This window comes from Thalassoglobus sp. (assembly GCF_048270125.1).
Taxonomy (GTDB): domain Bacteria; phylum Planctomycetota; class Planctomycetia; order Planctomycetales; family Planctomycetaceae; genus Thalassoglobus.
The window spans coordinates 259,640-283,271 of the sequence record NZ_JBLWTN010000006.1; the positions used below are offsets into that span (position 1 = coordinate 259,640).

Annotated in this window: 24 protein-coding genes; 14 read left to right on the forward strand and 10 right to left on the reverse strand. The window is 51.2% G+C overall.

Translation table 11 applies throughout. The features are described from left to right. Positions 1-68 precede the first annotated feature (68 nt). The 4 genes from ACN0YR_RS10120 to queC all read left to right on the forward strand — a co-directional run bounded on the left by ACN0YR_RS10120 (position 69) and on the right by queC (position 4,068). Positions 69-1,058, forward strand: coding sequence for a malate dehydrogenase (locus ACN0YR_RS10120; protein WP_417849095.1), 990 nt, complete (start codon positions 69-71; stop codon positions 1,056-1,058). A 166-nt stretch (positions 1,059-1,224) separates the two neighbouring features. Further along, complete coding sequence (locus tag ACN0YR_RS10125) at positions 1,225-2,223, forward strand: YhdH/YhfP family quinone oxidoreductase (RefSeq protein ID WP_417849096.1); 999 nt, start codon at positions 1,225-1,227, stop codon at positions 2,221-2,223. Between the two features lie 43 nt (positions 2,224-2,266). Further along, positions 2,267-3,289, forward strand: coding sequence for an SMP-30/gluconolactonase/LRE family protein (locus ACN0YR_RS10130; RefSeq protein WP_417849097.1), 1,023 nt, complete (start codon positions 2,267-2,269; stop codon positions 3,287-3,289). 80 nt (positions 3,290-3,369) lie between these two features. Further along, positions 3,370-4,068 carry a 7-cyano-7-deazaguanine synthase QueC gene (gene queC / locus ACN0YR_RS10135; protein WP_417849145.1) on the forward strand — a complete coding sequence of 233 codons (699 nt, stop codon included), beginning with the start codon at positions 3,370-3,372 and terminating at the stop codon, positions 4,066-4,068. A 64-nt stretch (positions 4,069-4,132) separates the two neighbouring features. Here queC and ACN0YR_RS10140 read toward each other — a convergent pair whose 3' ends face one another. From ACN0YR_RS10140 to ACN0YR_RS10155, 4 genes are read right to left on the reverse strand one after another with little or no spacing between them, the layout of a single operon-like run. Then, positions 4,133-4,603, reverse strand: a complete 471-nt coding sequence (locus tag ACN0YR_RS10140; protein ID WP_417849098.1) for a hypothetical protein — start codon at positions 4,601-4,603, stop codon at positions 4,133-4,135. 29 nt (positions 4,604-4,632) lie between these two features. Continuing rightward, positions 4,633-5,424 (reverse strand): hypothetical protein, encoded by a 792-nt coding sequence (locus ACN0YR_RS10145; RefSeq protein WP_417849099.1) that lies wholly within the window; start codon positions 5,422-5,424, stop codon positions 4,633-4,635. Then, positions 5,421-7,844, reverse strand: a complete 2,424-nt coding sequence (locus ACN0YR_RS10150) for a molybdopterin-dependent oxidoreductase (RefSeq protein ID WP_417849100.1) — start codon at positions 7,842-7,844, stop codon at positions 5,421-5,423. Before ACN0YR_RS10150 ends, ACN0YR_RS10145 begins: the two co-directional genes overlap by 4 nt. Next, a complete protein-coding gene (locus ACN0YR_RS10155; protein ID WP_417849101.1) occupies positions 7,841-8,125 on the reverse strand; it encodes a chaperone NapD in 285 nt (94 codons plus the stop codon). Before ACN0YR_RS10155 ends, ACN0YR_RS10150 begins: the two co-directional genes overlap by 4 nt. 198 nt (positions 8,126-8,323) lie before the next feature. Here ACN0YR_RS10155 and ACN0YR_RS10160 point away from each other — a divergent pair, with 198 nt between their 5' ends. The 5 genes from ACN0YR_RS10160 (at position 8,324) to ACN0YR_RS10180 (ending at position 12,677) form a co-directional block, all read left to right on the forward strand. Beyond that, entirely contained in the window at positions 8,324-8,728 is a 405-nt protein-coding gene (locus ACN0YR_RS10160; protein WP_417849102.1) for an RrF2 family transcriptional regulator, read from the forward strand. A 143-nt stretch (positions 8,729-8,871) separates the two neighbouring features. Further along, positions 8,872-9,474: a hypothetical protein gene (locus tag ACN0YR_RS10165; protein ID WP_417849103.1), complete on the forward strand. Its 603-nt coding sequence runs from the start codon at positions 8,872-8,874 to the stop codon at positions 9,472-9,474. Beyond that, positions 9,471-10,445, forward strand: a complete 975-nt coding sequence (locus ACN0YR_RS10170; protein WP_417849104.1) for a 4Fe-4S dicluster domain-containing protein — start codon at positions 9,471-9,473, stop codon at positions 10,443-10,445. The genes ACN0YR_RS10165 and ACN0YR_RS10170 overlap by 4 nt, the downstream gene beginning before the upstream one ends. Positions 10,446-10,447: 2 nt before the next feature. Then, positions 10,448-11,719, forward strand: a complete 1,272-nt coding sequence (gene dsrP, locus ACN0YR_RS10175) for a sulfate reduction electron transfer complex DsrMKJOP subunit DsrP (RefSeq protein ID WP_417849105.1) — start codon at positions 10,448-10,450, stop codon at positions 11,717-11,719. A gap of 373 nt (positions 11,720-12,092) precedes the next feature. Further along, a complete protein-coding gene (locus ACN0YR_RS10180) occupies positions 12,093-12,677 on the forward strand; it encodes a hypothetical protein (protein WP_417849106.1) in 585 nt (194 codons plus the stop codon). Between the two features lie 40 nt (positions 12,678-12,717). Here the strand turns inward: ACN0YR_RS10180 and ACN0YR_RS10185 are convergent, their stop codons facing one another. The 3 genes from ACN0YR_RS10185 to ACN0YR_RS10195 all read right to left on the reverse strand — a co-directional run bounded on the left by ACN0YR_RS10185 (position 12,718) and on the right by ACN0YR_RS10195 (position 14,332). After that, entirely contained in the window at positions 12,718-13,227 is a 510-nt protein-coding gene (locus ACN0YR_RS10185; RefSeq protein WP_417849107.1) for a phosphatidylglycerophosphatase A, read from the reverse strand. Further along, positions 13,224-13,532: a Rieske (2Fe-2S) protein gene (locus ACN0YR_RS10190; RefSeq protein ID WP_145200334.1), complete on the reverse strand. Its 309-nt coding sequence runs from the start codon at positions 13,530-13,532 to the stop codon at positions 13,224-13,226. Before ACN0YR_RS10190 ends, ACN0YR_RS10185 begins: the two co-directional genes overlap by 4 nt. A 218-nt stretch (positions 13,533-13,750) precedes the next feature. Then, positions 13,751-14,332: a glycosyltransferase family 2 protein gene (locus ACN0YR_RS10195; protein WP_417849108.1), complete on the reverse strand. Its 582-nt coding sequence runs from the start codon at positions 14,330-14,332 to the stop codon at positions 13,751-13,753. 246 nt (positions 14,333-14,578) lie between these two features. Here ACN0YR_RS10195 and tdh point away from each other — a divergent pair, with 246 nt between their 5' ends. Beyond that, positions 14,579-15,610 (forward strand): L-threonine 3-dehydrogenase, encoded by a 1,032-nt coding sequence (gene tdh, locus ACN0YR_RS10200; protein WP_417849109.1) that lies wholly within the window; start codon positions 14,579-14,581, stop codon positions 15,608-15,610. Between the two features lie 141 nt (positions 15,611-15,751). Next, positions 15,752-16,777, forward strand: coding sequence for a threonine ammonia-lyase (locus ACN0YR_RS10205; protein WP_417849110.1), 1,026 nt, complete (start codon positions 15,752-15,754; stop codon positions 16,775-16,777). An 82-nt stretch (positions 16,778-16,859) separates the two neighbouring features. On the opposite strand, the gene ACN0YR_RS10210 is transcribed toward ACN0YR_RS10205, so the two are convergent. Continuing rightward, on the reverse strand, positions 16,860-18,263 hold the full coding sequence (locus ACN0YR_RS10210; protein WP_417849111.1) for an MFS transporter: 1,404 nt from the start codon (positions 18,261-18,263) through the stop codon (positions 16,860-16,862). Between the two features lie 290 nt (positions 18,264-18,553). On the opposite strand from ACN0YR_RS10210, the gene ACN0YR_RS10215 reads away from it, so the two are divergent. The 3 genes from ACN0YR_RS10215 to ACN0YR_RS10225 all read left to right on the forward strand — a co-directional run bounded on the left by ACN0YR_RS10215 (position 18,554) and on the right by ACN0YR_RS10225 (position 21,241). After that, positions 18,554-19,903: an ammonium transporter gene (locus ACN0YR_RS10215; RefSeq protein WP_417849112.1), complete on the forward strand. Its 1,350-nt coding sequence runs from the start codon at positions 18,554-18,556 to the stop codon at positions 19,901-19,903. A gap of 201 nt (positions 19,904-20,104) precedes the next feature. Then, entirely contained in the window at positions 20,105-20,443 is a 339-nt protein-coding gene (locus ACN0YR_RS10220) for a P-II family nitrogen regulator (RefSeq protein WP_417849113.1), read from the forward strand. A 459-nt stretch (positions 20,444-20,902) separates the two neighbouring features. After that, the gene (locus ACN0YR_RS10225) at positions 20,903-21,241 is read left to right on the forward strand and encodes a P-II family nitrogen regulator (protein WP_417849114.1); all 339 of its coding nucleotides are present in this window, start codon (positions 20,903-20,905) and stop codon (positions 21,239-21,241) included. Positions 21,242-21,527: 286 nt separating this feature from the next. Here ACN0YR_RS10225 and trpS read toward each other — a convergent pair whose 3' ends face one another. Beyond that, a complete protein-coding gene (gene trpS / locus ACN0YR_RS10230) occupies positions 21,528-22,490 on the reverse strand; it encodes a tryptophan--tRNA ligase (protein WP_417849115.1) in 963 nt (320 codons plus the stop codon). Positions 22,491-22,567: 77 nt separating this feature from the next. Further along, a complete protein-coding gene (locus ACN0YR_RS10235; protein ID WP_417849116.1) occupies positions 22,568-23,476 on the reverse strand; it encodes a dihydroorotate dehydrogenase in 909 nt (302 codons plus the stop codon). Positions 23,477-23,632: the final 156 nt, after the last annotated feature.

Below are 23,632 nucleotides of genomic sequence, written 5' to 3' on the forward strand. Positions count from 1 at the left end.
GGTTGAATGGAGTTCTTGAGAAGACTTCGACAGGAATTTGTTTGTACAAACATGAGATGGTGAGTGAGATGGCAAGTCCGATTCGAGTGGCAGTGACCGGGGCAGCTGGGAACATTGGGTATGCGTTGGCGTTTCGACTGGCGAGCGGTGAGGTTTTTGGTCCTGACCAGCCAGTGCATCTGAATTTGATTGAAATCCCCCCCGCAATTTCTGCTCTGGATGGAGTGGAAATGGAACTCGACGACTGTGCATTCTCCACACTCGCAGGTGTCACGAAAGTTGACAGCGACCACCTTGAAGAGGGTTTTGGCGACTGCAATTTTGTGTTGTGCGTCGGAAGTGTCCCACGCGGAAAAGGAATGGAACGTGGAGACCTGATTCGAATCAACGGCCCGATTTTCACAAACACCGGAAAAGCGATTCAAGCAGCCGCTGCGAAAGATGTTCGAGTTGTCGTGATCGGAAATCCTTGTAACACGAACTGCCTGATCGCAATGAACAACGCTCCCGACATCCCACGGGACCGCTGGTACGCAATGATGATGCTCGACCAAAATCGTGCGAAAACACAACTCGCTCAAAAGTCGGGACAACCTGTCTCGTCGGTTTCAAAAATGACGATCTGGGGAAACCACTCCGCGACACAGTTCCCCGATTATTTTCACGCAGAAATCGGCGGCAAGCCTGCTCCTGAAGTAATCAAGGATGATGCCTGGTTGCAGAATGATTTCATTCCCATCGTTCAAAAACGTGGTGCAGCTGTGATCAACGCTCGTGGTGCAAGTAGTGCCGCATCCGCCGCGAACGCTGCATTGGACACAGTTAAGTCGATCATTTCTGTAACTCCAGAGAACGAAACATTCAGTGCAGCCGTATGCAGCGATGGCTCTTACGGCGTCGATGAAGGTCTCATCTTCGGATTCCCGCTCCAGAGCGATGGTACAACAAGTAAGATTGTCCAAGGACAGGAACACAACGAATTCGCACAACAAAAAATCGATGCGACACTGAAAGAGCTTCGCGAAGAACGAGACACCGTCAAGGATCTCTTGAACTAACGGACGACGTCATCGCTCTACGAAGTGAAGTTGTCAGACTTATGCTGACTTCTTGAATTCACAATCCAGAGGCACCGGACGAGCACGAACATTCCGTGTTCGTCCGACTGCCATCTGCCGTCTGCTCAGACGGTTGGACCACCAGGCCCTTTGATCGAATTCCACAATGACAATTAAAACGACGAACTGCTTTCTTGTCGAAAAATCCGGTGACGAAATCCACTCGCGATTGTCGGCGGCACCTCTACCGGAATTGCGTTCGGGTGATGTTGTCGTTGAAGTGAGCCACTCATCCTTAAATTACAAGGACGCGATGGCAGCGACTGGTCACCCGGGAATTGTGAAGAATTTCCCGCACGTTCCCGGAGTCGATGCTGTGGGAACTGTTGTCGAGAGTCAGGACAAACGCTACCAGCCCGGCGATCAAGTCATCGCGACTGGTCACGAGTTGGGCGTCGAACGTTGGGGAGGCTGGGCGTCGCATCTCATTGCTCCGGCAGATTGGCTGGTCAAATTGCCAGCAGGCCTCACCCCTGAAGAGAGTATGACTCTCGGAACGGCTGGGTTCACAGCGGCTCAAAGTGTGGCAGCACTCCTGAAACATGGCCGAGTTCCAGAAGATGGAAAAGTGATTGTCAGCGGAGCGACGGGTGGAGTCGGATCAATTTCAGTCATGCTTCTCGCCAAACTCGGTTTTGAGGTGGTCGCGATCACTGGAAAAACTGATCGACACGAATGGCTGAAAGAACTCGGAGCGACAACCGTCGCAGGTCGAGAAGAGTTATCAGGCAATGAAAAGCGGCCACTGCTCAAAGGAGAGTTTGCCGCCGGAATCGACACCGTTGGTGGCGGCGTCTTGGCAACCATGTTGAAGAAAATTGAACACCGAGGTTGTGTCGCCTGTTGCGGCGTGACAGGTGGTGGCGAACTGCCGACGACAGTTTACCCATTCATCCTTAGAGGAATCGCACTCTTCGGAATCGATTCCGCTTGGTGCCCCGACGATCTCCGTAAGGAAATCTGGAACAAACTGGCGACAGACTGGAAGCTTGATCAGCTTCTGGATGCAAAAATTGACCTCTCACTCACGACTGTCTCCGCAGCCGTGGAACAAATTCTCGACGGAAAATTTGCCGGTCGGGGTGTGATTCATCTCAGCGAGTGAGATATGCTTCACTCTCCCCTGATGCAGCTTCACAGGAGATTTGATGATGCTGATCGTGTCCCGCTGGTTGTTGACGCTCTCCCTGTTCTTGATTTTGAAGAGCACCACCTTTGCAGACGAATTGCGTGCTCCGACTGGAGACCCCGCGATCATTCCTGCAGGAGCAAAGCTTGAAGAGCTCTGGAAAGATGGCGTCTTCACAGAAGGGGTCGCAGCAGCTCCCGATGGTCGGATCTACTTCAGCGACATCTCAGCAGGTGATCGCCCCGGACGCATCTTACGGTTCGATCCGTCGACAAAGATAACCGAGATCTATTGCGCTGACAGCGGTCAAAGTAACGGATTGATGTTTGACCGGACTGGCAATTTGATCGCTGCCTGTGGAGCGAACGGTGGAAAGATTGCGCTGTGCCGAATCGGGGAAGACAGAACCCTGAAAGTCCTTGCCTCCAAATTCGAAGGAAAAGCCCTCAACTCTCCGAATGACCTGGTGATTCACCCAGATGGTTCCATCTTCTTCAGCGACCCCCGCTATGTTGGTTCGGAGCCGACGGAACTTGATCACATGAGCGTTTTTCGTTTCGATCCAAAAACGCAAAAATTGACACGAATGACGACGGACATCACCAAACCCAACGGTGTCATTCTGTCTCCCAATGGCAGCACACTTTACGTCGCTGAAACGAACCGGGGAACGACCGATGCATCGAAAGCGAAAAATCCGAATTCCCAAAAACGAATGACCCTGAACGCGTTTCACATCAAAAAAGATGGCACGCTCGGAAAACGAAAAATCCTGCACGACTTTGGAGACCAACTCGGCATCGATGGAATGACTGTCGACACGAACGGGAACATCTATGCAGCCGTTCGTAGCGCCGAACGACATGGCATCATTGTTTTCAGTCCTGCAGGAAATGAAAAAGCGTACATCCCTACACCTGATCTTCCAACCAATTGCTGCTTCGGCACGGGCGAAGGAAAGCACACTCTCTATCTGACAGTTGGCAAAGGCTTGTACCGTATCAAGCTGAAAAGTACCGGATACCATCCGGCAACTTCCTGACTTTTTCACTCTCAAATGAAGTACGGAGATTGCGGAGAAAATCACAACGCTGAAATCTCCGTGATTCTTTTCAACAAAAAATTATGTCACACTCCAAACGTGCAGTCGTCCTCTTAAGCGGCGGACTGGACTCCGCAACAGTTCTCGCAATTGCCAAGAGCGAAGGCTACGAATGTTACGCCCTCTCCTTCGACTATGGGCAACGACATCAGTTTGAACTGCAAGCTGCCAAAAAGCTCTGCCAGAAATTCGACGTCCAAAAACATGTCACCATTGAAATCGACCTCCGCAAGTTTGGCGGTTCGGCTTTGACAGAGGAAATCGAAGTCCCGAAAGATCGAGATGACGCTCTCATGGCGACCGGCATTCCGATCACTTACGTCCCCGCCAGAAACACAGTCTTTCTCTCGATTGCTCTCGGCTGGGCAGAAGTGCTAGGTGCGTTTGACCTGTTCATCGGTGTGAACGCGGTCGACTACAGTGGGTACCCTGACTGCCGACCGGAATTTATCCAACAGTTCGCAAAACTCGCAAATCTGGCGACAAAAGCAGGCGTCGACGGGAACGGAGAGTTCAATATTCACACTCCCCTCATCGACCTCACAAAGGCACAAATCATTCAAAAAGGGATCACCCTCGGCGTCGACTACAGCCAAACGCATACCTGCTATGATCCGAATGAAGCAGGCATTAGCTGCGGGCATTGCGACGCCTGCCAACTCCGTCAACGCGGTTTTGAAAATGCAGGCTTGACTGATCCGATTCAGTACCAAACTTGAATCACTTGCGTCACATTGAGTCTCACCGAATCGCGAAACCGACTGGCCCGACCAGCCGGAGATTTCAACTCGATGCGCGTCCCGGCCTGTTTGCCGGATTGTGTGCGATACGGATCAGACGGACATCTGCTTCGCGACGCTCCAGTGTGTCGATCCAATTGGAGTCTTCCCACTTGTAGCGGATTTGGACACGTGGAACGGCACCAGACAAGAGGGTCTCCAAAGCCGTGCGAAGTTGGTCAGCTGTGGTTGCTCGAGAGGCAGAAGCTCGTTGCGATCGAGCCGATCGTTGCATCAGTAGAATGTCCGCCCCGAGTGCCTGAATATCGGAGAAGAGCTGACGAACCTCCTCTTCAGAGAGACTCGCTTCTCGCATCGGGGGGAGTTCGGAGAGGTCCATCCCATCATGGTTCACAGGCTCTTCGATCGGTTGCAGAGCACGCGATTCTTCCCCGACAAGATGATCCTGACGATTCCCTGCGTTTTCAGACTCTGTGCGTTGCGGTCTCAGGCGAAACCATTCACGCCGCGTCATTTTATTGCTCTCTGTCATGATCGTCTAACTCATTCCTGTTTCAACTTCGGGCCTGGCAGAAACTGAGGCTGCTCAGCTAAAAGAGTTTGGTTCTGGCTGGCCGATGGAGTATGGCATTGCTGACAATTGCTCCTCCAAGGGTGAGTCGTTCGAATGCCCTGCAATCCAGCGTAGCCATGGCAACTCATGCAGTCAGATCTCATCCATGTGGTATGCGGAATTTGAGGAGGAGCCCCTTTGAATGACCGTGGTCCTTCGGTCGGTGCTGGCAAACCTGCAAAATCGTTTTCACGAAACTCTTTTGCCGCCATGTGTTGTGAACTGCCTTCAACATGACACTGAGTGCAGTTCAGCAGCAGTTCGTGTGACATACGCGGGATTCGCAAGGACTTTGTGATCGCTCCCTCTTTGTGACAGGCAAGACAGGAGACATCCGATCTTTGGTCGATCGGATGAGGGATCGTCGGGGGCGCTCCGTTGAAGGCTCTGTTCTGTTCACGTTTCAGGAGAGCTGCAAGCTTCTCCTCCGGAGCAATCTTAATTTCGGCGAGAGGATCAAATGTTGACTTCAAACTTGTCAGTCGAGTTTGGTAGCGATGGTTGCGCGTCACCTCAGACATGCTGGAATACCGAGTCGCAGGAATCACACCTTCTTCGATGGGCGTCGTCCCTTTCAGTATTTTTTCACCTCCGGGGAGAGGAACTGACTCGGTTAACGGCGGCATCGGTGACTGCAAGCCTGTGAAGTAACCGACCACAGCAATTGAGATCGCTACGAAGCCGATGAGTGGTGTGACTCTTGACGTCTGCTTCGCGCTCATCCCGACACCTTACTGATGCGAACCGCCGACTTTTTGTAGTCCGGCTGTTTTGAGAATGGGTCAAGAGCATCAAGGGTCAAGTCGTTGACAAGCAGTGTTTCATCAAAGAAAGGAATGAAAACGGTTCCACTTGGTGGTTGACCTCGACCGTCGATCCATACCGGAAGAACCAGCGATCCGCGACGCGATTCAACTTTGACCCGATCTCCGTTTCGAAGCTCGTAGGTCGCTGCATCTTTGGCACTGATCTCAAGATATGCTCCCGGCATGGCTCGGCTGAGTTCCGGGATTCGACGTGTCATCGACCCAGAGTGCCAGTGTTCGAGAACTCGTCCGGTGCAGAGCATCAGCGGATAGTCTTCATCAGGAACTTCTGCGGGCGGAATCCACGGGTGGAACCAGATTTGAGCGCGGTCGTCATGAGTCGAAGAGTGATAGAACTGAATCTCTTCACCCTCTTTCACGTATGGATCATACCCTTCCGAGAATCGAAAGTGGGTCTCGTGCCAGATTCCGTCACGTTCGACGACAGGCCAACGGAGTCCCCGAGCTTTGACATACTCGGAATAAGGAGCGAGGTCTTTATGCTTGAGCCGACTGAACTGGCGGTACTCCTCAAACAAATGTTCGTCGACATTGACGTCGTAATAATGTTCCCACTCCCAAATCGGGACAGGCGCATCATCCTTCTTGATTTCAAACAGGAAGCGACCATCCCGATCCTTCATTCCTTCCATTCCACGGTCAAACAATTCGCGAGCGACAGCGATCGTCTGCCAGCAGTCATCGCGAGAATCACCGGGCGGATCGACCATTTTGAACCACTGCTGCGTGCGACGTTCCGAGTTGCCGACCACGCCATTCTTTTCGACCCACATTGCCGATGGCAAAATTAAATCAGCCAATCGTGTTGTCGCGGTCGGGTAGACATCGCTGACAATGAGGAACTTGTCCTCCAGACCAGCCTTGTTGTCCCCTTTTGGATTGAAGAGTTTGTTCAGATTCGGAAGCGTCTGACCGGGGTTGGTCACCTGCACCCAGATCACCCCGATGTCGCCACCCTGATCAGTCGGCGTGCAGAAACTCTCCCACATCTGGACAGTGTGATATCCAGGCTTTGGATTGATGCGGTCAGCCGGGACATTCCAAAATCCCTCAGACTGTTGCCGGTGCTCTTCGTTGTCAACAACACGTCCGCCAGGAAGTGCATGTGCCAAAGTCCCGACTTCGCGGACTGTTCCACAAGCTGAAGGTTGTCCTGTGAGACTGGTGGGGGCATTCCCGGGCGTCCCAAAATGACCACTCAGTAGATGAATTCCGTGAACCATCGAGTTGATGGCAGTCCCACGAGTGTGCTGGTTCATCCCCATGCACCAAAGCGAAGTAATCTTCAGGTCAGGATTTCCGAAGACATCGCCCAGCATCCGGATCTGAGCGGCGGGAACACCAGAGAGTTCTTCAACGTACTCGGGTGTGTAAGGTTCGAGCTGCTTTTTGTATTCCTCAAAGGAAATTGCTTTGCCGTGCAGGTTCGGGTTCTCGTCGTCTGGAGCTTTGAAGTTACAGAAAGATTCGACGAATTTCCGAGAGTAAGTCCCATTCTTAATCAGCAGATGCGCGATCCCGTTGGCGATCGCCATATCGCCGTGGCCTTTCATTTCGAGATAATGCTGACACGACTCGGTCGTTCGCGTTCGCCTCGTGCCGATATCGATCAGCGTGACTTTCTCGCCTCGACTGCGACGGTCTACGACTCGAGAAAACAGGACAGGATGCATTTCTGCCGGGTTGTTCCCCCACATGATGAGGACGTCGCACGCATCGAGATCGTCGTAACAACCTGCTGGTTCATCGACACCGTAAGTTGCGAGAAACCCGGTCACCGCCGATGACATGCAGAGACGAGCGTTCGGATCGATATGGTTGTTCGACAGCCCACCCTTCATAAACTTCTGAGCTGCGTAACCTTCCGGAATGGTCCACTGGCCTGAACCGTAAAATGCAAACCGCTCAGGAGCCGCCTCAATTCGATCAGCAATGGTTTTGATCGCCTCTTCCCACGTGATTTCCCGATAGCTGTCGCCATCACGCAAAAGCGGTTTCGTCAGACGGTCTTTTCCGTACAAAGCTGATCCGACGTGATAACCTTTGACGCAAAGAAGCCCCTTGTTGACTTCCGCGTTTCTGTCGCCTGCGACTGCAACGACCTTGCCATCCTGCACGCCGACCTGGACATGACAACCGGTTCCGCAGAATCGGCAAGGCGCCTTGTCCCACTCAACCCCATCGCTGGGCTCGTCCGCCAGGATCGGAAGTGAGTAACTGGTTCCGCCAGCCACAGCTGTCGCCGCTGCCATTGCGGACGCTTTGATAAACTGTCGACGCTGGAGTGTGCCCATTTGTGGCATGTTGTCCTTCATGATTCGTTCGCTTCTTTCGGGGAGGCCACTGAGTTTTGCTCCCGGTCGTCTTCAAAATGGACAAATACAACATCGACAAACGCCACGCCGAAGCATCCTTGAATTCGCCGAGTCGTCTCTTCCAACGCATCTGGCACGGGTGAATCGATCATCACCGGAATTCGAGTTGCGTCACTGCCAAACTCTCCAATCTCGACATTGGACAACTTCCGGATTTCGTCAACGACGTCCTGCACCGGGCCTTCGCGATCTTCAAGCGTGACCACAACACTAGCGATCATGATTGGCCTTCATTAATAATAGGGAGTCGGTCACGATCTATTGAAACGAACGGTACTGAGAGGACAGCAGACAAGACCCCTAAAAGAGAGATTGTCTCCCTGTCCAAAAGACTGGATTCTAAGTTGCAGTGAGTTTGTAAAAAATGACTCACATCTTCCGTATTGCTAATGTAGACATAAAAGTCTACATTCATTACCATGATCTCGTCAACAGCTACGTATGCACTTCGAGCCACTGTGTTTCTGGCCAACCAGCCAGATCAGTACGTCAACCGCGCGATCATTTCAGAAGCGACCCATGTTCCTTACGAGTACCTGCTGAAAGTCTTGAACCTTCTCGACGAGGCGGGATTTATTGAATCAAGACCAGGGCCGGGAGGCGGATATCGATTGAGCCGACCTGCGGAAGAAATCACAACACTCGATATCGTCCTGGCTGTCGACACGATCCCAAGAATCACTGAGTGCCCGCTGGGAATTGCGGCCCATGAACAGTTGTGTCCGTTGCACCAACTCCTTGACGACGCAAGCAGGCTTGTCGAAGAGGCGTTTGCGAAGACAAAAATCTCCGACCTGTTGCCCCGAAAGTGTTCGCAAAAGTGAGTCTCCCCCAGCAAAATCCTGAACCTTGTGCTGATCACAGCAGCAATCGAACGCGCAAGGGTTCAGTGCTGCTTTGGCTCTGCCTCATCGGAGTGGCGTCCGCCGCAATTGCCGGTGCCACTATAATCGGAGTCACGACTGCCATGTCGAACTCTGGCGCTGACCAGGAAGGAAGTCCCTCAAAGTCGACCGCAAAGCAGTCTGTTCAAAAGACCGAAAAAATAGACTCTCGCAAATCGCCTGCGGGCTCAGCAAAGAAATTTGCAGTTTCAATTCGAAAACCTTCGGGGCCACCACGTGTCGCAACTGGGCTCAGCGATCTTCATGGAAACGCAGTCACCGTCGCCTGCTCAACATGTCACACAACTCGCCCGCCGAACCCTCTAAATAAAACTGCTCAAGACCTCGACGAGTTCCACAACGGAATGCCATTTTCACATGGAACCGTGAGTTGCCTCTCCTGTCATAACGATCAGGATTACGACGCCTTGAAACTCGCAGACGGTCGTCGTGTTGAATTCACTGAAGTCATGACTCTTTGTGCCCAATGCCATGGACCTCAAATGACTGCCTACGAGCATGGGGCACATGGCGGAATGACCGGTTTCTGGGACCGGAATCGTGGCCCCCAGTCGAAGAACAACTGCATCGACTGCCACGATCCCCATGCACCGCAATTCCCCAAGATGAAGCCCACATTCAAACCGCAAGATCGCTTTCTCGATCAACCGAGGACGGAACATTGACTGTCGACGACACATCCTCACCTGATCCACAACAGGGAGGCTTCAGCGGTGGATTACTCCCGATTCTGAATCAGCCTTCGACCCGTCGAACCGCATTAAAAGCTGCCGGTGCGGCACTTGGATTGGCAGCCTTTGGAAGGGCGGTCTCTCCACTCTGGAGTATTCCTGAGAACGTCTCGGTCGATGAGTTTCTTCAGCAACATTACAAGGAACTCTCGGAGAACGACAAGAAAAAAGTCTTTGAACGGCTCGAAGCAGAGACCAAAGAAAACTACGGGGCAGACGTCACGATTTCTGACCCGAAACCGATTCCTGGTGTCCGTTATGGTTACGCCATCAATCTCAGCAAATGCAACGGGAATGGGGCGTGCATGGAAGCATGCAACAAAGAAAACAACCATCACCGAGGCGTTGACCAGTCGTACATCCGCGTGCTGGAAATGTCGAAGGGATCGATGGATATGGAGCACGGCACAACGACCTACGACCATACCGTTCCTCAGGACGATAAATATTACATGCCGGTTCAGTGCCAACAGTGTGAAAATCCGCCCTGCGTTTCCGCCTGTCCGATTGAAGCGACCTGGCAAGAAGACGATGGGATTGTTGTTGTCGACTACAACTGGTGCATCGGCTGTCGTTATTGCGAAGCTGCCTGCCCTTACCATGCAAGACGATTCAATTGGGAAGAACCTGAAATTCCCGCTGAGGAGGTTAACCCGGATCAAGGTTACCTCTCCAATCGAATCAGACCACAAGGCACAATGGAGAAGTGCCACTTCTGTCTGCATCGAACACGCGAAGGGAGAGCACCTGCTTGCCTGGAAGCCTGTCCAACCGGAGCACGCGTTTTTGGCGATTTGAATGATCCAGACTCAGACATCAACTGGATCCTCAAACACAAACGCGTTTTTGTGCTGAAAGAGGAACTCGGTACGAAACCCAACTTCTTTTACTTTTTTGATTCATAAACATGTCCTCCATCACAGCCCAAAATCAATCACGCAAAGAGTCTGCGGGCTCAGTTCGAAGCTACCCGGGTTTTCTTTGGTGGGGTCTAGGTGAAGCCACCAATGGCGGGCTGCAGTTCTATGTCTGGATGTTTATCCTGACCGCGATTTCACTCGTCGGCGCGAATGCATGGGCGCACCAGGTGGCGGAGGGAATGATCCTCACTAACATGACCGACCATGTCAGTTGGGGGCTTTATATTGCGAACTTCACTTTCTGCGTCGGACTTGCAGCAGGTGGTGTGATGATGGTCATTCCAGCGTATCTGTATGACGACGAGGAGATGCATAAGGTCGTCATCATTGGAGAAGCCGTCGCCATCGCTGCGATTGTCATGGCGACTTTAAGTGTGCTGGTCGACCTCGGACGACCAGATCGCTTCTGGCATCTGATCCCGCTCATCGGTCGCGTGAACTGGCCTGTCTCAATGTTGACCTGGGACGTGATCGTACTGAATGGCTACCTGTTGATCAATTTGCATATCGTGGGCTATTTACTCTACATGCGTTATCTCGGCCGAAAACCGAACCCCAAGTTATATGTCCCGTTTGTCTTCCTCTCGATTGTCTGGGCGATCAGCATTCACACCGTCACCGCTTTTCTCTACTGCGGTCTCGGTGGACGATCCTTCTGGAACACCGCATTACTGGCCCCTCGATTTCTCGCTTCTGCCTTTGTGAGTGGTCCGGCGTTTATCATCATCGTAATGAGAATCCTACGAGTCACGACCGGCCACGCAGCGGCTCCCGGACCGGCTCGAACACTGATCCAGATCATTCGAGTCTCGATGATCATTAATCTTCTGATGCTTGCGAGTGAAATCTTCACATTATTCTATACTGGTGGCTCACATGGAGCATCAGCTCAATACCTGTTCTTCGGAAGCCATGGTCATTACGGACTGGTCCCGTGGATTTGGACATCCATCGTCCTCAACCTGATTGGCACAGTCCTGTTTTTCTTGCCTTCAGCTCTTGAACGTGGAACAACCCGGATTGTTGCGTGCGTGCTTTGCATCGTCGGGATTTGGATTGAAAAAGGGATGGGTCTGATCATTCCCGGATTTATCCCATCGACTCTTCATGAAATCGTTGAGTACTCGCCCAGTCTCGTGGAATGGAAAGTCACCGCTGGAATCTGGGCCTTCGGTTTTCTCTTACTCACTGTGTTGCTGAAACTCATCGACACTGTCTTTACGGAAGAGCAGAACGCGACGACCTCACAGCAGACGTAGTTCTCCGATCGACATGAGTACGTCTTGCATAGAATTTTTCGGACTAACACTTGCTTCCGCCTCGAGGCGAACAGCAATTTCACAGGAAGAAGAACTCCCGCGACACGTCCGCGCGTGTCGAACAAACGGCTCTCTCCTGCTGGCTCGACAGACGGTCTCAGCACCTTTTGTCACGAGATTCACTCGGGTCGTTATTACCGTTTCAGGCCGCACCAATTGCTTCAACTCCCCTGATTGACATCTTGCTTCGGTCGATCGGCACTTCTTGCGCAAATTCTCCAAAATCTCAACGCACCAACGTCGATAAGCTGAACAGGAACGGCGGTCTGTGAATCAATTAACCGTACAGAAATCGAAGTGTTGGAAAAGTGCGATGGTGGAAAAATCCCAATCTGTGATGCGAGTGGTCTCGTTGGTCCTTTTTACGATGATCTTCGCAGGGGCGTGGGCGAATGACCGCCCACGTGAGGTTCTGGCACAAAAGGAGATGCCAAAGCCCTCTGCCAGTATTAGCCAGGAGGCTGATGCAGGAACCACCGCACTTGCCGGGGCTGTTTCTGAAGAGGCTACTCCAGAAGTAGTCGTCCCTGAACATGTGATGCCCAAGCCGGTACTGGAAGATATCACGCCATCTGAATTTGGAATGACGATGTCGATTTCAGTCGAGACGGAAGGTTTGACAATCAACGGCAAAACTGTTGAGCAGCACATTCAGAAACTGCCCCTTGGAATTGCAAATGGTGATTACCTGATGGTTGACCCTGAAGGTGGAGTCGGTTGGTTGCGAATTCGTGGACAGCAAAAACGTGATGATCGAACAATCACGCTCTCCACACAGATCGGCGAAGCAACAGTTCGGTACATGCGAGTTTCCCCCGTCGATGCCAGCCTGCCTGTTGAGAAGATGGTTCCGGTTCCGCTTCAGTATGCAGCCGAAGAATCAAAAGTCATTCGATAAATCTTTGGTCGATCATTCTGACTGCCTCAGACAGACCGCCTCAAAAAGCTCCGAGGAGCAACCAGAGAGCAGTCAACACCAGACCAGCGAAGATGCCAGCGATTGTATCATCTGACATCACTCCCCATGGGCCGGGGAGTTTTTCGAAGCGGTTGATTGGCCAGAGCTTTGAGATATCGAAGATTCGAAACAGTACGAATCCTGCAACAGCAGTTCCCCAAGTGACTGGGACGAAGAGATACACGAACGGGAACGCTGCGATCTCGTCATAAACGACATGCTTGGGGTCACCTGTTTGATAGTACCGAATTCCGGCAGCACAAATCGGAATACCAATCACATACAGAACGATCCCATAGAGCAACATCATCGCGGGGTGCCCATTGATGCACTGCAAACCGAGTGCAAGCAGCGGTCCCCAAAGACTCCCAACGGTCCCCGGTGCCTTGCGGGCTGCTCCCAGTCCAAGACCAATCGACAATAAGAATAACACTCGTTCGAGAATCGTCGAAGGTGGAGCGGCAATCGGTTTCCCTTTGATTTCACTCACGACATTTCCACCAGGACTGAGTCTCCTTCGACTTTGACCGGAAACGATTCCAGCCGTATCTGATCATTCAGGCACATGGCCCCGGTTGAAACGTCATATTGCCAACCATGCCACGGACAGGTGACGATACACCCGGAGAGCTCGCCATCCCCAACGGGTCCGCCAGCGTGGGCACAGATCCCATCAATCGCATGGAACTGTCCATCGACATTGAACAACGCGACAATGCGATCACCGACCGTCAATTCCTTACCGCTGCCGACTGCAACATCTGCAACCTTCGCGATTTCAATCCAGTTTGACATATTGAACTGTTCGTATTCTCGAGCTGATCCAGAGACCTGAAATTGAACTCTCAAACATTGAGAAAAGCGACTATAGCATTTTTCGAATTGGTGTTCGGGTTCTGCCTCGTGGAGAAGTCTGATTTCCCACATAAAAGTCACGCTGCACGCAAACGAGAAACGTGTAAGTGATCAAGTCAAGTTCGTGATAATTCTCAGGCGTGATGATCGAGTAAAGATCACACATGTTGACCAATCAGGATGGGAAGATAGTTGAATTTCGGTTGATGTGTCATCAGTTTCATGAGCCATTCGTAATCATTTGAAATCTTCGCCACCTCCGATTCCCAAGGCTCTTTTCTCGCCAAGGTCGTTTCGACACACAGACACATCGTATCAATATCACCTAAGCGAAACTCTCCTCTCCAATTTCTTGGAATCACCACACTTCCCGGACTTTTTCGAAATCGATGCCGAGTCCGGACAATCCCGATCTCAGCGTTTTGAACAGCTGCGAATAAACTGACCAGAGCGTGTGGCTCGAAGATGTTATCATCATCCCAGAAGCAGACATAGCGACCGTAAGCCTGTGTAATCCCGAGATCCTTCGCGACTGCTCCCCACTGACCTGCGGGCGAGTTTAGCTCAAAATATCTTGCCCCGGCCCGCTCAGCGAGAAATTTTGCATGACCGTCTGGACCATCCGAAATGACGAGATGTTCACATTCGAGTCCACCCCGCGACTGCTGGGCAAACTGATGCAGGCAATGCGAAAGAAATTCTGGGCGCTGACAAGTGGCGGTAATGACAGAGAGGTCCATTGTGTTCACAACTTGAAATCAGGATTATTAGGGAACTGATATTTTCTGTAAGGTTGCGCTTTGTCGCTCGGTTATGTTCGAGTACAAACTAGTAATTCATCCCACCTGACGACACAGGGGGCGCGGTAACCAGGTGAATCACTGCGTCTCCAGAATTTATGTCAGGACTCCGAAGCGTGCGGGCAGAAGCGATTTTACCGTTCAATTGTTCGTCCAAAAATTTAATCCTCAACGTTCAGTGACCCTATGAAGGCTCTTGTTAAACGTAAATCTGAAGTCGGTCTCTGGCTGGAAGACGCTCCAATGCCGACCGTCGACTCGAACGAAGTCCTTGTTCGAATCGAGAAGACTGGTATTTGTGGGACTGATTTACACATCTACAACTGGGACGAGTGGGCCCAAAAGACGATCCCTGTCCCGATGGTTGTCGGACATGAATTTGTTGGCGAGATCGTTGAAGTCGGAGCGAATGTTCGCGACTTTTATCCGGGAGAGATCGTCAGTGGTGAAGGGCATGTTGTTTGTGGACATTGCCGAAACTGTCTTGCCGGAAGACGACACCTCTGTGCAGAAACTTCGGGGATCGGTGTGAATCGTCCCGGAGCGTTCGCTGAGTATATCTCGATTCCACAAACGAACGTCTGGCATCACGCTGAAGGAATCGATCGTGAAATTGCCTCGATCTTCGACCCCTTCGGAAATGCAGTTCATACAGCTCTTTCGTTTGATGTCCTGGGAGAAGATGTTCTGATCACCGGCGCAGGGCCTATTGGATGTATGGCAGCAGCCGTGGTGAAATACGCCGGCGCGAGGTTCGTCGTCGTGACCGACGTAAACCCGTGGCGACTGGAACTTGCCCAAAAAATGGGCGCCACGCGAGTGATCGATGTGAGAAACGAATCGATTGAAAACGTCCAGAAAGAATTGGGAATGAAAGAAGGCTTTGACGTCGGACTCGAAATGTCGGGCAATGAATCGGCGTTTCAAGGAATGCTGAAAAACATGTGTCACGGTGGGAAAATTGCAATGCTCGGAATTCCCCCGAAGCCGATCGCCATCGACTGGAATATCGTGATCTTCAACATGCTGACGATCAAAGGGATCTACGGACGTGAAATGTACGAGACGTGGTACAAAATGACCGTCATGCTTCAAGGAGGCCTCGACATCTCTCCAGTCGTAACGCATCGTTTCCCTGTCGACGATTTCGAAAAAGGGTTCGAAGTGATGAACTCCGGTCAGTCCGGTAAAGTGATCCTGGATTGGAAATCGACTTAGAGCCGGTCCGAGAACCTCTGGAATCCCGTTTTCTCAACGATTGAGAGAGCAATTCCGAGGTTTATTTTTCCGGAGAGCTTGAGCCTCTGGCGAAAACGGAGAAAACATTGAACAACACAATTTCAGTCAGGGAAACAGCTGATGTCAAATTCAATTCAAGTTGCCACGATTGAGGATGTTCGCCGAGCAGAGCCGGTGATTCATCAACACATCAGCCCTGCTCCGCTGATCCGTTCTTATGGGCTCGAAAAGATACTCGAACTCTCGGATGATCGACGCGTTTGGATCAAAGATTATGGGTGGACGCCGGTCGGTTCCTTTAAATTGATGGGAGCGTTGAACTGGATGGCGAACCACGCAGACGAAATTGGAGATCGCCCCGTTGCTGCTCACTCTTCCGGAAACTTTGCTTCCGGAATCTCCTTCGCAGGCATGAAGTACGGCAAGAAAGTCATCGTCGTCATGCCTGAAGATGCTCCGCAGGTCAAATTCGATCTCACTGAGTCGTTCGGCGCTGTAATTCGAACCTATGACAAATCGACAGACCACTTAACTGGAGCACGTGACAAGCTGACAAAGCAAATCGCTGAAGTGGAAAATGCAGTTCAAGCATCTCCTTATGACGATAACGACGTCATTGCCGGAAACGGTGTTGGCGGACTGGAAATCGTGGAAGAACTCAAACGGCAAGATCGCAAGATCTCACACTTTTTTTGTCAGGTCAGCGGGGGTGGCCTCATGGCGGGTCATGCACTCGCCATAGCTGACGGGTTCCCCGAAGCGAAAATCATTGGCGTCGAGCCAACCGAAGCGGACGACTTCCGCCGCTCACTCGCCGCTGGTGAACGTCTTCGCGTTGAAGAACCCAAAAGCATCTGTGACGGCCTGCTCTCGTACGATGTCGGAGACCATAACTGGCCGATTCTGAAAGAATTGATTTCTGAGTCCGTTTGCGTTCCTGACGAGGAAACCATCACCTGTATGGAATGGCTGTACGACACACATGGCTTACGGACGGAGCCCTCTGGAGCGATTGCCACAGCCGCTGCAATGATGAGAAAAGCATCTCTGGAAGGAGATGGAGATATCGTCCTCGTACTCAGTGGCCGGAATGTCGACGACCGAACGTTCCACCAATGGATTGAAGATGGATTGGAATCGCCGTAAATCGAGAAGCAGCTGATCGACAAGTGGCGTCGATCCGCGAAGTAGACCTCACATTCGATTTCGAATATCGCCCAAAGGCGAATTATTCCATCAATTCCTGACCGCTTGTTTCTTTCGCAAAGAAAACAACCACAACTCCGACGAGATACAAAGGGGCGAGTAGCAACGCTTTGTTTTCATCAGTGATGGCCACCGCACCGAAGCCGAAGAAGGCGGCTGCTGTGGCAAGGCGCCCCATATTAAAACAGAACCCGGCTCCTGTTCCGCGCAACCTCGTCGGATAAAGCTCAGGGAAATAGACTGCATAACCTGCGTGCATCCCCAGCGTAAAGAACCCGAACACCGGAAGTGTTAACGCCAGAACTGTTTGTGAAGCATGATTGGCGATGAGCACTTTGAACATCACCAACATCATGACGAAGGCAGCGACGTGATAGAGAATAAACGCTCCTTTGCGACCTAATCGATTCGAAATCGTGCCGAACAGCAACAAGCCGAGACCGCCGCCGATAGTATTGAGTGCCATGCTCAACATCTCGGCACGCTTAATTGGTGTCTCATGCTTCTTAAACGCAGCTTGCCGCTCCGCTTTGTATTCCTCTTTCGTCAATCCAGTCTCTTCGGAATTCGTGATCGGAACGTGTTCCGCCTGAAGTGCTTCGGTTTGTGCACCACGCAGCAATGCATTCTTACCGTAAATATGCCCGCCCCAGAACGTGACGAGACCAATCGACGCGAGGCTTACACCTACGATTGTATTGCGAAGGTTGGTTCCCTCAAACAGCTCAGAGAGTCGACCTGTTTTCTGAGTGGCATCAGCTGCGGCCTTTTCTCTGGCTCTGACCCATTGTTCAGGTTCATGCAATGACCAGCGAATCCACAGCGTCAACAAGGCGGGCAATGCCCCAATCGCAAACCCCCATCGCCAGGCGCTTTCTCCCAGTGTGATGATAAAGGCCCCTGCTGCTGCAGCTAGGAGAGTTCCGAAGACACTGGAAGCATGGAATATGGAACTCATCACCGCACGGGATCTTTGCGGCATGACCTCGGCTACCATGGCTGAGGCCACAGCCCATTCTCCGCCAACTCCCATCGCAACGAAGAACCTCAAGATCACCATCTGCCAAGCAGACTGGGCGAACGCAGTCACGCAAGTGAAGAGAGAATAAAAGAGTATTGTCACAATCATCGTTTTGGAGCGTCCGACGCGGTCGCTCATCATGCCGAAGAACACACCACCGATCGCCCCACCAAGCAGGAAGCTTCCGAAACTCATGTCGTTCCAGCGTGCCACGGCAGGATCATCTGCAACGACACCAAGCAGCGCCGGCATTGCGTCGCGCATACTCGCCACAAAAATTTGCCCTTCGAAAATATCGAAGACCCAGCCCAGCGAAGCGATCAGTAAAACGAGCCATTGATACCGGGTGATTCCCTGATACCACTTCAGGTTGGAATCGGCATTCTGTTCGATGATGTCACTCACGGAAACTCCGTCAATTCTCAGATAAGTCAGACTCTATTAGTAAAGACGCACTATGGCAAAAGCCCAGACATTCGCAACCCTGTGGACGAGAGATTTGGTGCAACCCTGAGCAGTTCGCGACAGATTGATTAAGTTTGTGGCACAACCATTGCTTTACATTCCGGAGTTGAGACGTCGTCCACAATCGACGAAGTTGTGCCTGCTGAACTTCTGAACCAGGATTTCAATTTCCATTGCTGCCGAGAACTCAGGAAAACCACAATAATCTCTTATTGCTCAAGGGGTTACAGATGAAAAGTCAGTTTGTGACAGCGGCTTTGATGACCACTGTTTTACTATTAGGCATTGGAAACTCAGCTTTCGCGGAAGAAGTCGGAGCCCCCCCTGAAGCTGCTGCTGTGGTTGAACTGGATTCCGGCAACACTGCCTGGATGCTTACATGTTCAGCACTAGTGCTCATGATGACAGCACCTGGGCTTGCTTTGTTCTATGGTGGGTTGGTTCGGAAAAAAAATATCCTCAGCGTCATGATGCAGTGCGTTTTCCTGATGGGAATGATGACGATCCTATGGGCTATTTGCGGGTATAGCTTTGCTTTCGGAGGTTCCAACCCATATTTCGGTGGGACCGATTACTTATTCATGAAAGGGATTCTTCCTGACGGTCAGTCTGGAGATCAGGCTTGGGCCAACGAACTCATCACTTTTGTCTTTCAGGGAATGTTTTTCATTATCACCCCTGGATTAATTTGTGGAGCCTTCGCTGAACGCATGAAGTTCAACACGATGTGCGTTTTTTCAGCGCTATGGGGGCTCCTGGTTTATTGCCCTGTCTGCCATTGGGTTTGGTCAGGTTCTGGCTGGTTATCGTCAACTGGTAGTTTTCACGCATACGATTTCGCAGGTGGGACAGTCGTCCATATCAGTTCCGGCGTCTCCGCTCTTGTTTGTGCAATTCTGATTGGAAAAAGGCTTGGATATGGTCAAGAACCGATGCCGCCACACAATTTGACGTACACCTGTATTGGAACCGCACTTCTTTGGGTAGGCTGGTTTGGATTTAACGCCGGAAGTGCCGGTGCTGCCGACGCCGCTGCCGTGAACGCATTCGTCGCGACGCACCTGGCTGCCGCAGCCGGTGTGATTGCCTGGTCAATTATGGAATGGGTGAAACATGGTCATCCCAGCTTGCTTGGAGCATGTTCTGGAGCTGTTGCAGGCCTTGTCTGCATCACCCCTGCTGCAGGAGCTGTGAACCCGATGCATGGAATCATTCTTGGATTTGCAGCTGGTGTTGTCTGCTTCTTTGGATGCACATTCGTGAAAAACAAATTTGGATACGATGACACACTCGACGCCTTCGGAATTCATGGTATTGGGGGAATCCTCGGAGCCGTCCTGACTGGAGTCTTTGCAACCGAGAAACTCGGCGCAACAGGGGGTTTAATCGAAACAGGATTGATTTCACAAACTATGAACCAAGTCATCAGTGTGGTCGCAACAGCAGCCCTCGCGATTGTTGTTACATTCATTCTCTTAAAGATTCTTGACGCTACGATGGGTCTTCGAGTCGCTCAGGAGGAAGAACTTCGAGGTCTCGACGTGACTCAGCATGGGGAAGAAGGTTATATTTTCCTTTAAAGCATATTCGTGCTATTTGTTCTCGTGAAGAAACGGTTCATAGAGAGAACCCAAAATTTTACGAGGCAAATCGCACAACCGATTTCCTAAGATGCTCTGTGTCTGATGATTGTCATCCGACACTCTGAATTCGAAATTAAAATAGTAGAAGAACTCTGGGCAAGAGCTTGGAGAAATCTTCACTTTTACAAGGATAGAGCGATGAAGAAAATTGAGGCAATCATCCGGCACTTCAAACTTGAAGAAGTTAAGGATGCCCTCACCGAGGCAGGCATCTCTGGGATGACGGTCTCGGAAGTGAAAGGATTTGGCCGACAGAAAGGCCATAAAGAACAGTACCGCGGCGCCGAATACACTGTCGATTTTGTCCCCAAAGTGAAAATGGAAATCGTCGTCTCCGATGAAGATGCTCAAAAAGCGATCGACGCCATTTTAACCACAGCCAGAACGGGGCAAATCGGCGACGGAAAAATCTTCGTGAGTGAACTCTCCGAGGCAGTCCGTATCCGAACTGGCGAAACAGGTGGTGAGTCTTTGTAACATCAGACTTTCATCGACACGGAAAGGGGCTGATTTTTTCCGACAAACTCTTTCCGCAACTGATCAGGCACAACGTGGCAATGTCCAGAGCATTTTTCAAATTGGTGTTCGGGTTCTGCGTCGTGGCGAACAGTAATTTTCACTAGAGCTGATCCAGAAACCCGAATTCGCTCTCTCAGAGACTGAGAGAGGTGGCCATTCCAAAAGTTTCCGGGTGGTTCTAGTGAATCACGTTTTCCACGTGCACACGGTAGAGCAAATTGTTCTAGAGCATCTTTCGAATTGGTTTGCAGGTTCTGCCTCGTGGCGAAAAGCATTTTTACTAGGGAAATGCGTTCTTCACGGGCAAACGGTAGAGCAAACTGCTCTAGTGATCGATCTTCGGAATTTCATGTTGCGACCATCAAGGTGGTCGCTGTCCGGTTCCTTCATTGATTCGGCTGCCCCAGGATTTCAACCATGCAAAAAATTGAAGCAATCATTCGCCACTACAAGTTAGAGGACGTCAAAGCGGCCCTGACTGAGCAGGGGATCATCGGCATGACCGTCAGCGAGGTCCGCGGATTTGGACGCCAGCGAGGTCATAAAGAACAGTACCGGGGTGCGGAATATACCGTCGACTTCCTCCCGAAGGTTCGACTCGAACTCGTTTTGAACGATGATCAAGTTCAAAACGCAATCGAGATCATCTCAGAATCCGCCAAGACAGGCCGCGTTGGTGATGGAAAGATTTTCATCTCTTCCATCTCAGATGTGATTCGAATTCGGACAGGCGAGACCGGTGCAGAAGCGATCTGACATCGTGAATTTCCTGAAACAAATCTGAACTTGGTCTTTATGCTTTGCCTCATGACGAGCAGCCCATGAAGTCATGGAAGTGGACTTCACGGGCACAACAAGCATTGAAAATGCTCAGGACAGGATGGGAATGCTCGAGAGAAATTTTCGCTCTTTGCTATGAAGCCAGGCTGATTGTCCTGGCTGAGAGCATCTTTCGAATTGGTTTGCAGGATCTGCCTCGTGGCGCACAGCATTCTTACTGGAGAAATATGTTCTTCACGGGCAAACGGTAGAGCAAACTGCTTTAGAGCCCGCATGCTTCCCGAGCACGATCTAAAACTTCGCGAGCTTTCTCACGTGCTTTTTTTGCTCCAGCTTGCAGGATATCTTCCACGTCGCTGAGGTTTTGTTCGAGTTTCTCTCGGCGCTCTCTCGCCTCGGCGAAGTGCTCCATCGCTTTCTCGTATAACGTCTGCTTTGCTTCTCCATAGCCCATGCCGCCGGCGCGGTAGCGTTCTGCGAGTGCCTGTTGCTCTTCGTCATTTGCGAAAAGTTTGTAGAGTCCGAAAACAGAGCAAGTCTCCGGTTCTTTCGAATCTTCGACCGGCGTCGAGTCAGTTTTGATCGACATGAATTTCTTGCGAAGTTTCTTCGGAGCTTCAAAGATGCCGATGGTGTTGTTGTAACTCTTCGACATCTTCTCACCGTCGGTTCCGGGAACCTTGGATGTCTCTTTGAGTACATGTCCTTCGGGAAGAACAAAGACTTCCTGCTCGTAGATGTGATTAAATCGCTGAGCGATATCTCGCGTCACTTCTAAGTGTTGCACCTGATCTTGTCCGACGGGGACCAGATTGCTGTCGTAAGCCAGAATGTCGGCAGCCATCAGCACTGGATAAGTGAACAGCCCGGCATCGGCTGCCAGGCCTTTCGCAATTTTATCTTTATAGGCGTGACATTTTTCGAGCAGACTCATCTGTGTGACGGTCATTAACAACCAGGTCAATTCGGTCACTTCAGGGACATCCGATTGCTGGTAGAGCGTCGCCTGTTCGGGATCGAGACCGAGAGCCAACAAGTCGAGAGCTGCATCCTGAGTCAGTTCTCGCAGTTGTTTCTTGTCACGAATCGTCGTTAATGCATGCAGATCGGCGATGAAATAAAATGCCTGATCATGATGTTGCAATTCGATGTATTGACGGATCGCACCGAAATAATTGCCGAGATGAAAACGACCGGTCGGTTGAATTCCGGAGAGAACACGCATTTGTGAATTCTTTATTGATGCAAAGGATGAAGGTTAAGGGACCAGCGAAGTATTCCTCGAGTCCGGTCCATAAGCTCTTATCGACGAAGACTACCGATGATTTCCGTCACGGAAGAGCAGCCTTCGCTCTCGACAATTTGATCAAGCTCATCGACCAATCTGGCTGAGACTCCGGGATCATAGAAATTTGCTGTTCCGATTTGAACGGCACTCGCCCCCGCAATGAGAAATTCCATCACATCGTCGATCGTAGCAATGCCTCCAACACCGATGATCGGGATGTCGATTGCGTTTGCGACCTGATAAACAGCTCGCAATGCTAACGGTTTGATAGCTGGGCCAGACAATCCTCCAAGAACGTTCCCGAGGATCGGTTTCCGTTTTCGCCAGTCAATTGCCATTCCTTGAAATGTATTCACGCAGGAAACCGCATCGGCTCCCCCCTCTGCAGCTCCCGCAGCGATCTTGGTGATGTCGGTGACGTTCGGTGTCAGCTTCGCAATGATCGGAAACGGACAGACATCCCGAACTGCTCGGACGACGTCTCTGGCTGAGTCCGCGTTTGTTCCGAAATCGACTCCACCAGAAACGTTCGGGCAAGAAATATTCAGTTCCAAAGCTGCGATTCCCGAACAATTCGCTAGCTTGCCAGCAAGCGTCGCAAAGTCTTCAACCGTTCGCCCTGCGATATTCGCAATCAAAGCTGTGTCCAACCCGGTCAGGTATGGGACATGCTTTTCGATGAAGGTATCAATGCCGTCGTTGTCGAGTCCGATTGAGTTGAGCATTCCGGAAGTTGTTTCAACCGTTCGCGGAGGAGCATTTCCGATTCGAGGCTCACCGGTCACCGTCTTCGGAACAATCCCTCCCAGCTTCGAAAAATCAACAAACGCCGACATTTCCTTCGCATACCCAAACGTCCCGGACGCGACCAGGATCGGGTTACGAAGTTTCAAACGATTCAGTTGAACATGAAGATCAGACATAAGTTTTTCAGTGAATTAGCTAAGCGTGATTTTTTTGAGGAAGGATAACAACGAGTCCCCTAAATTGACGATGGAGCCGCAAATTTTTCTTCGCTCCGAAAAACTGCAAGTTCGTCGTAGATCGAGCCCCTTCGTCAGAGACCATTGTCCCAAACG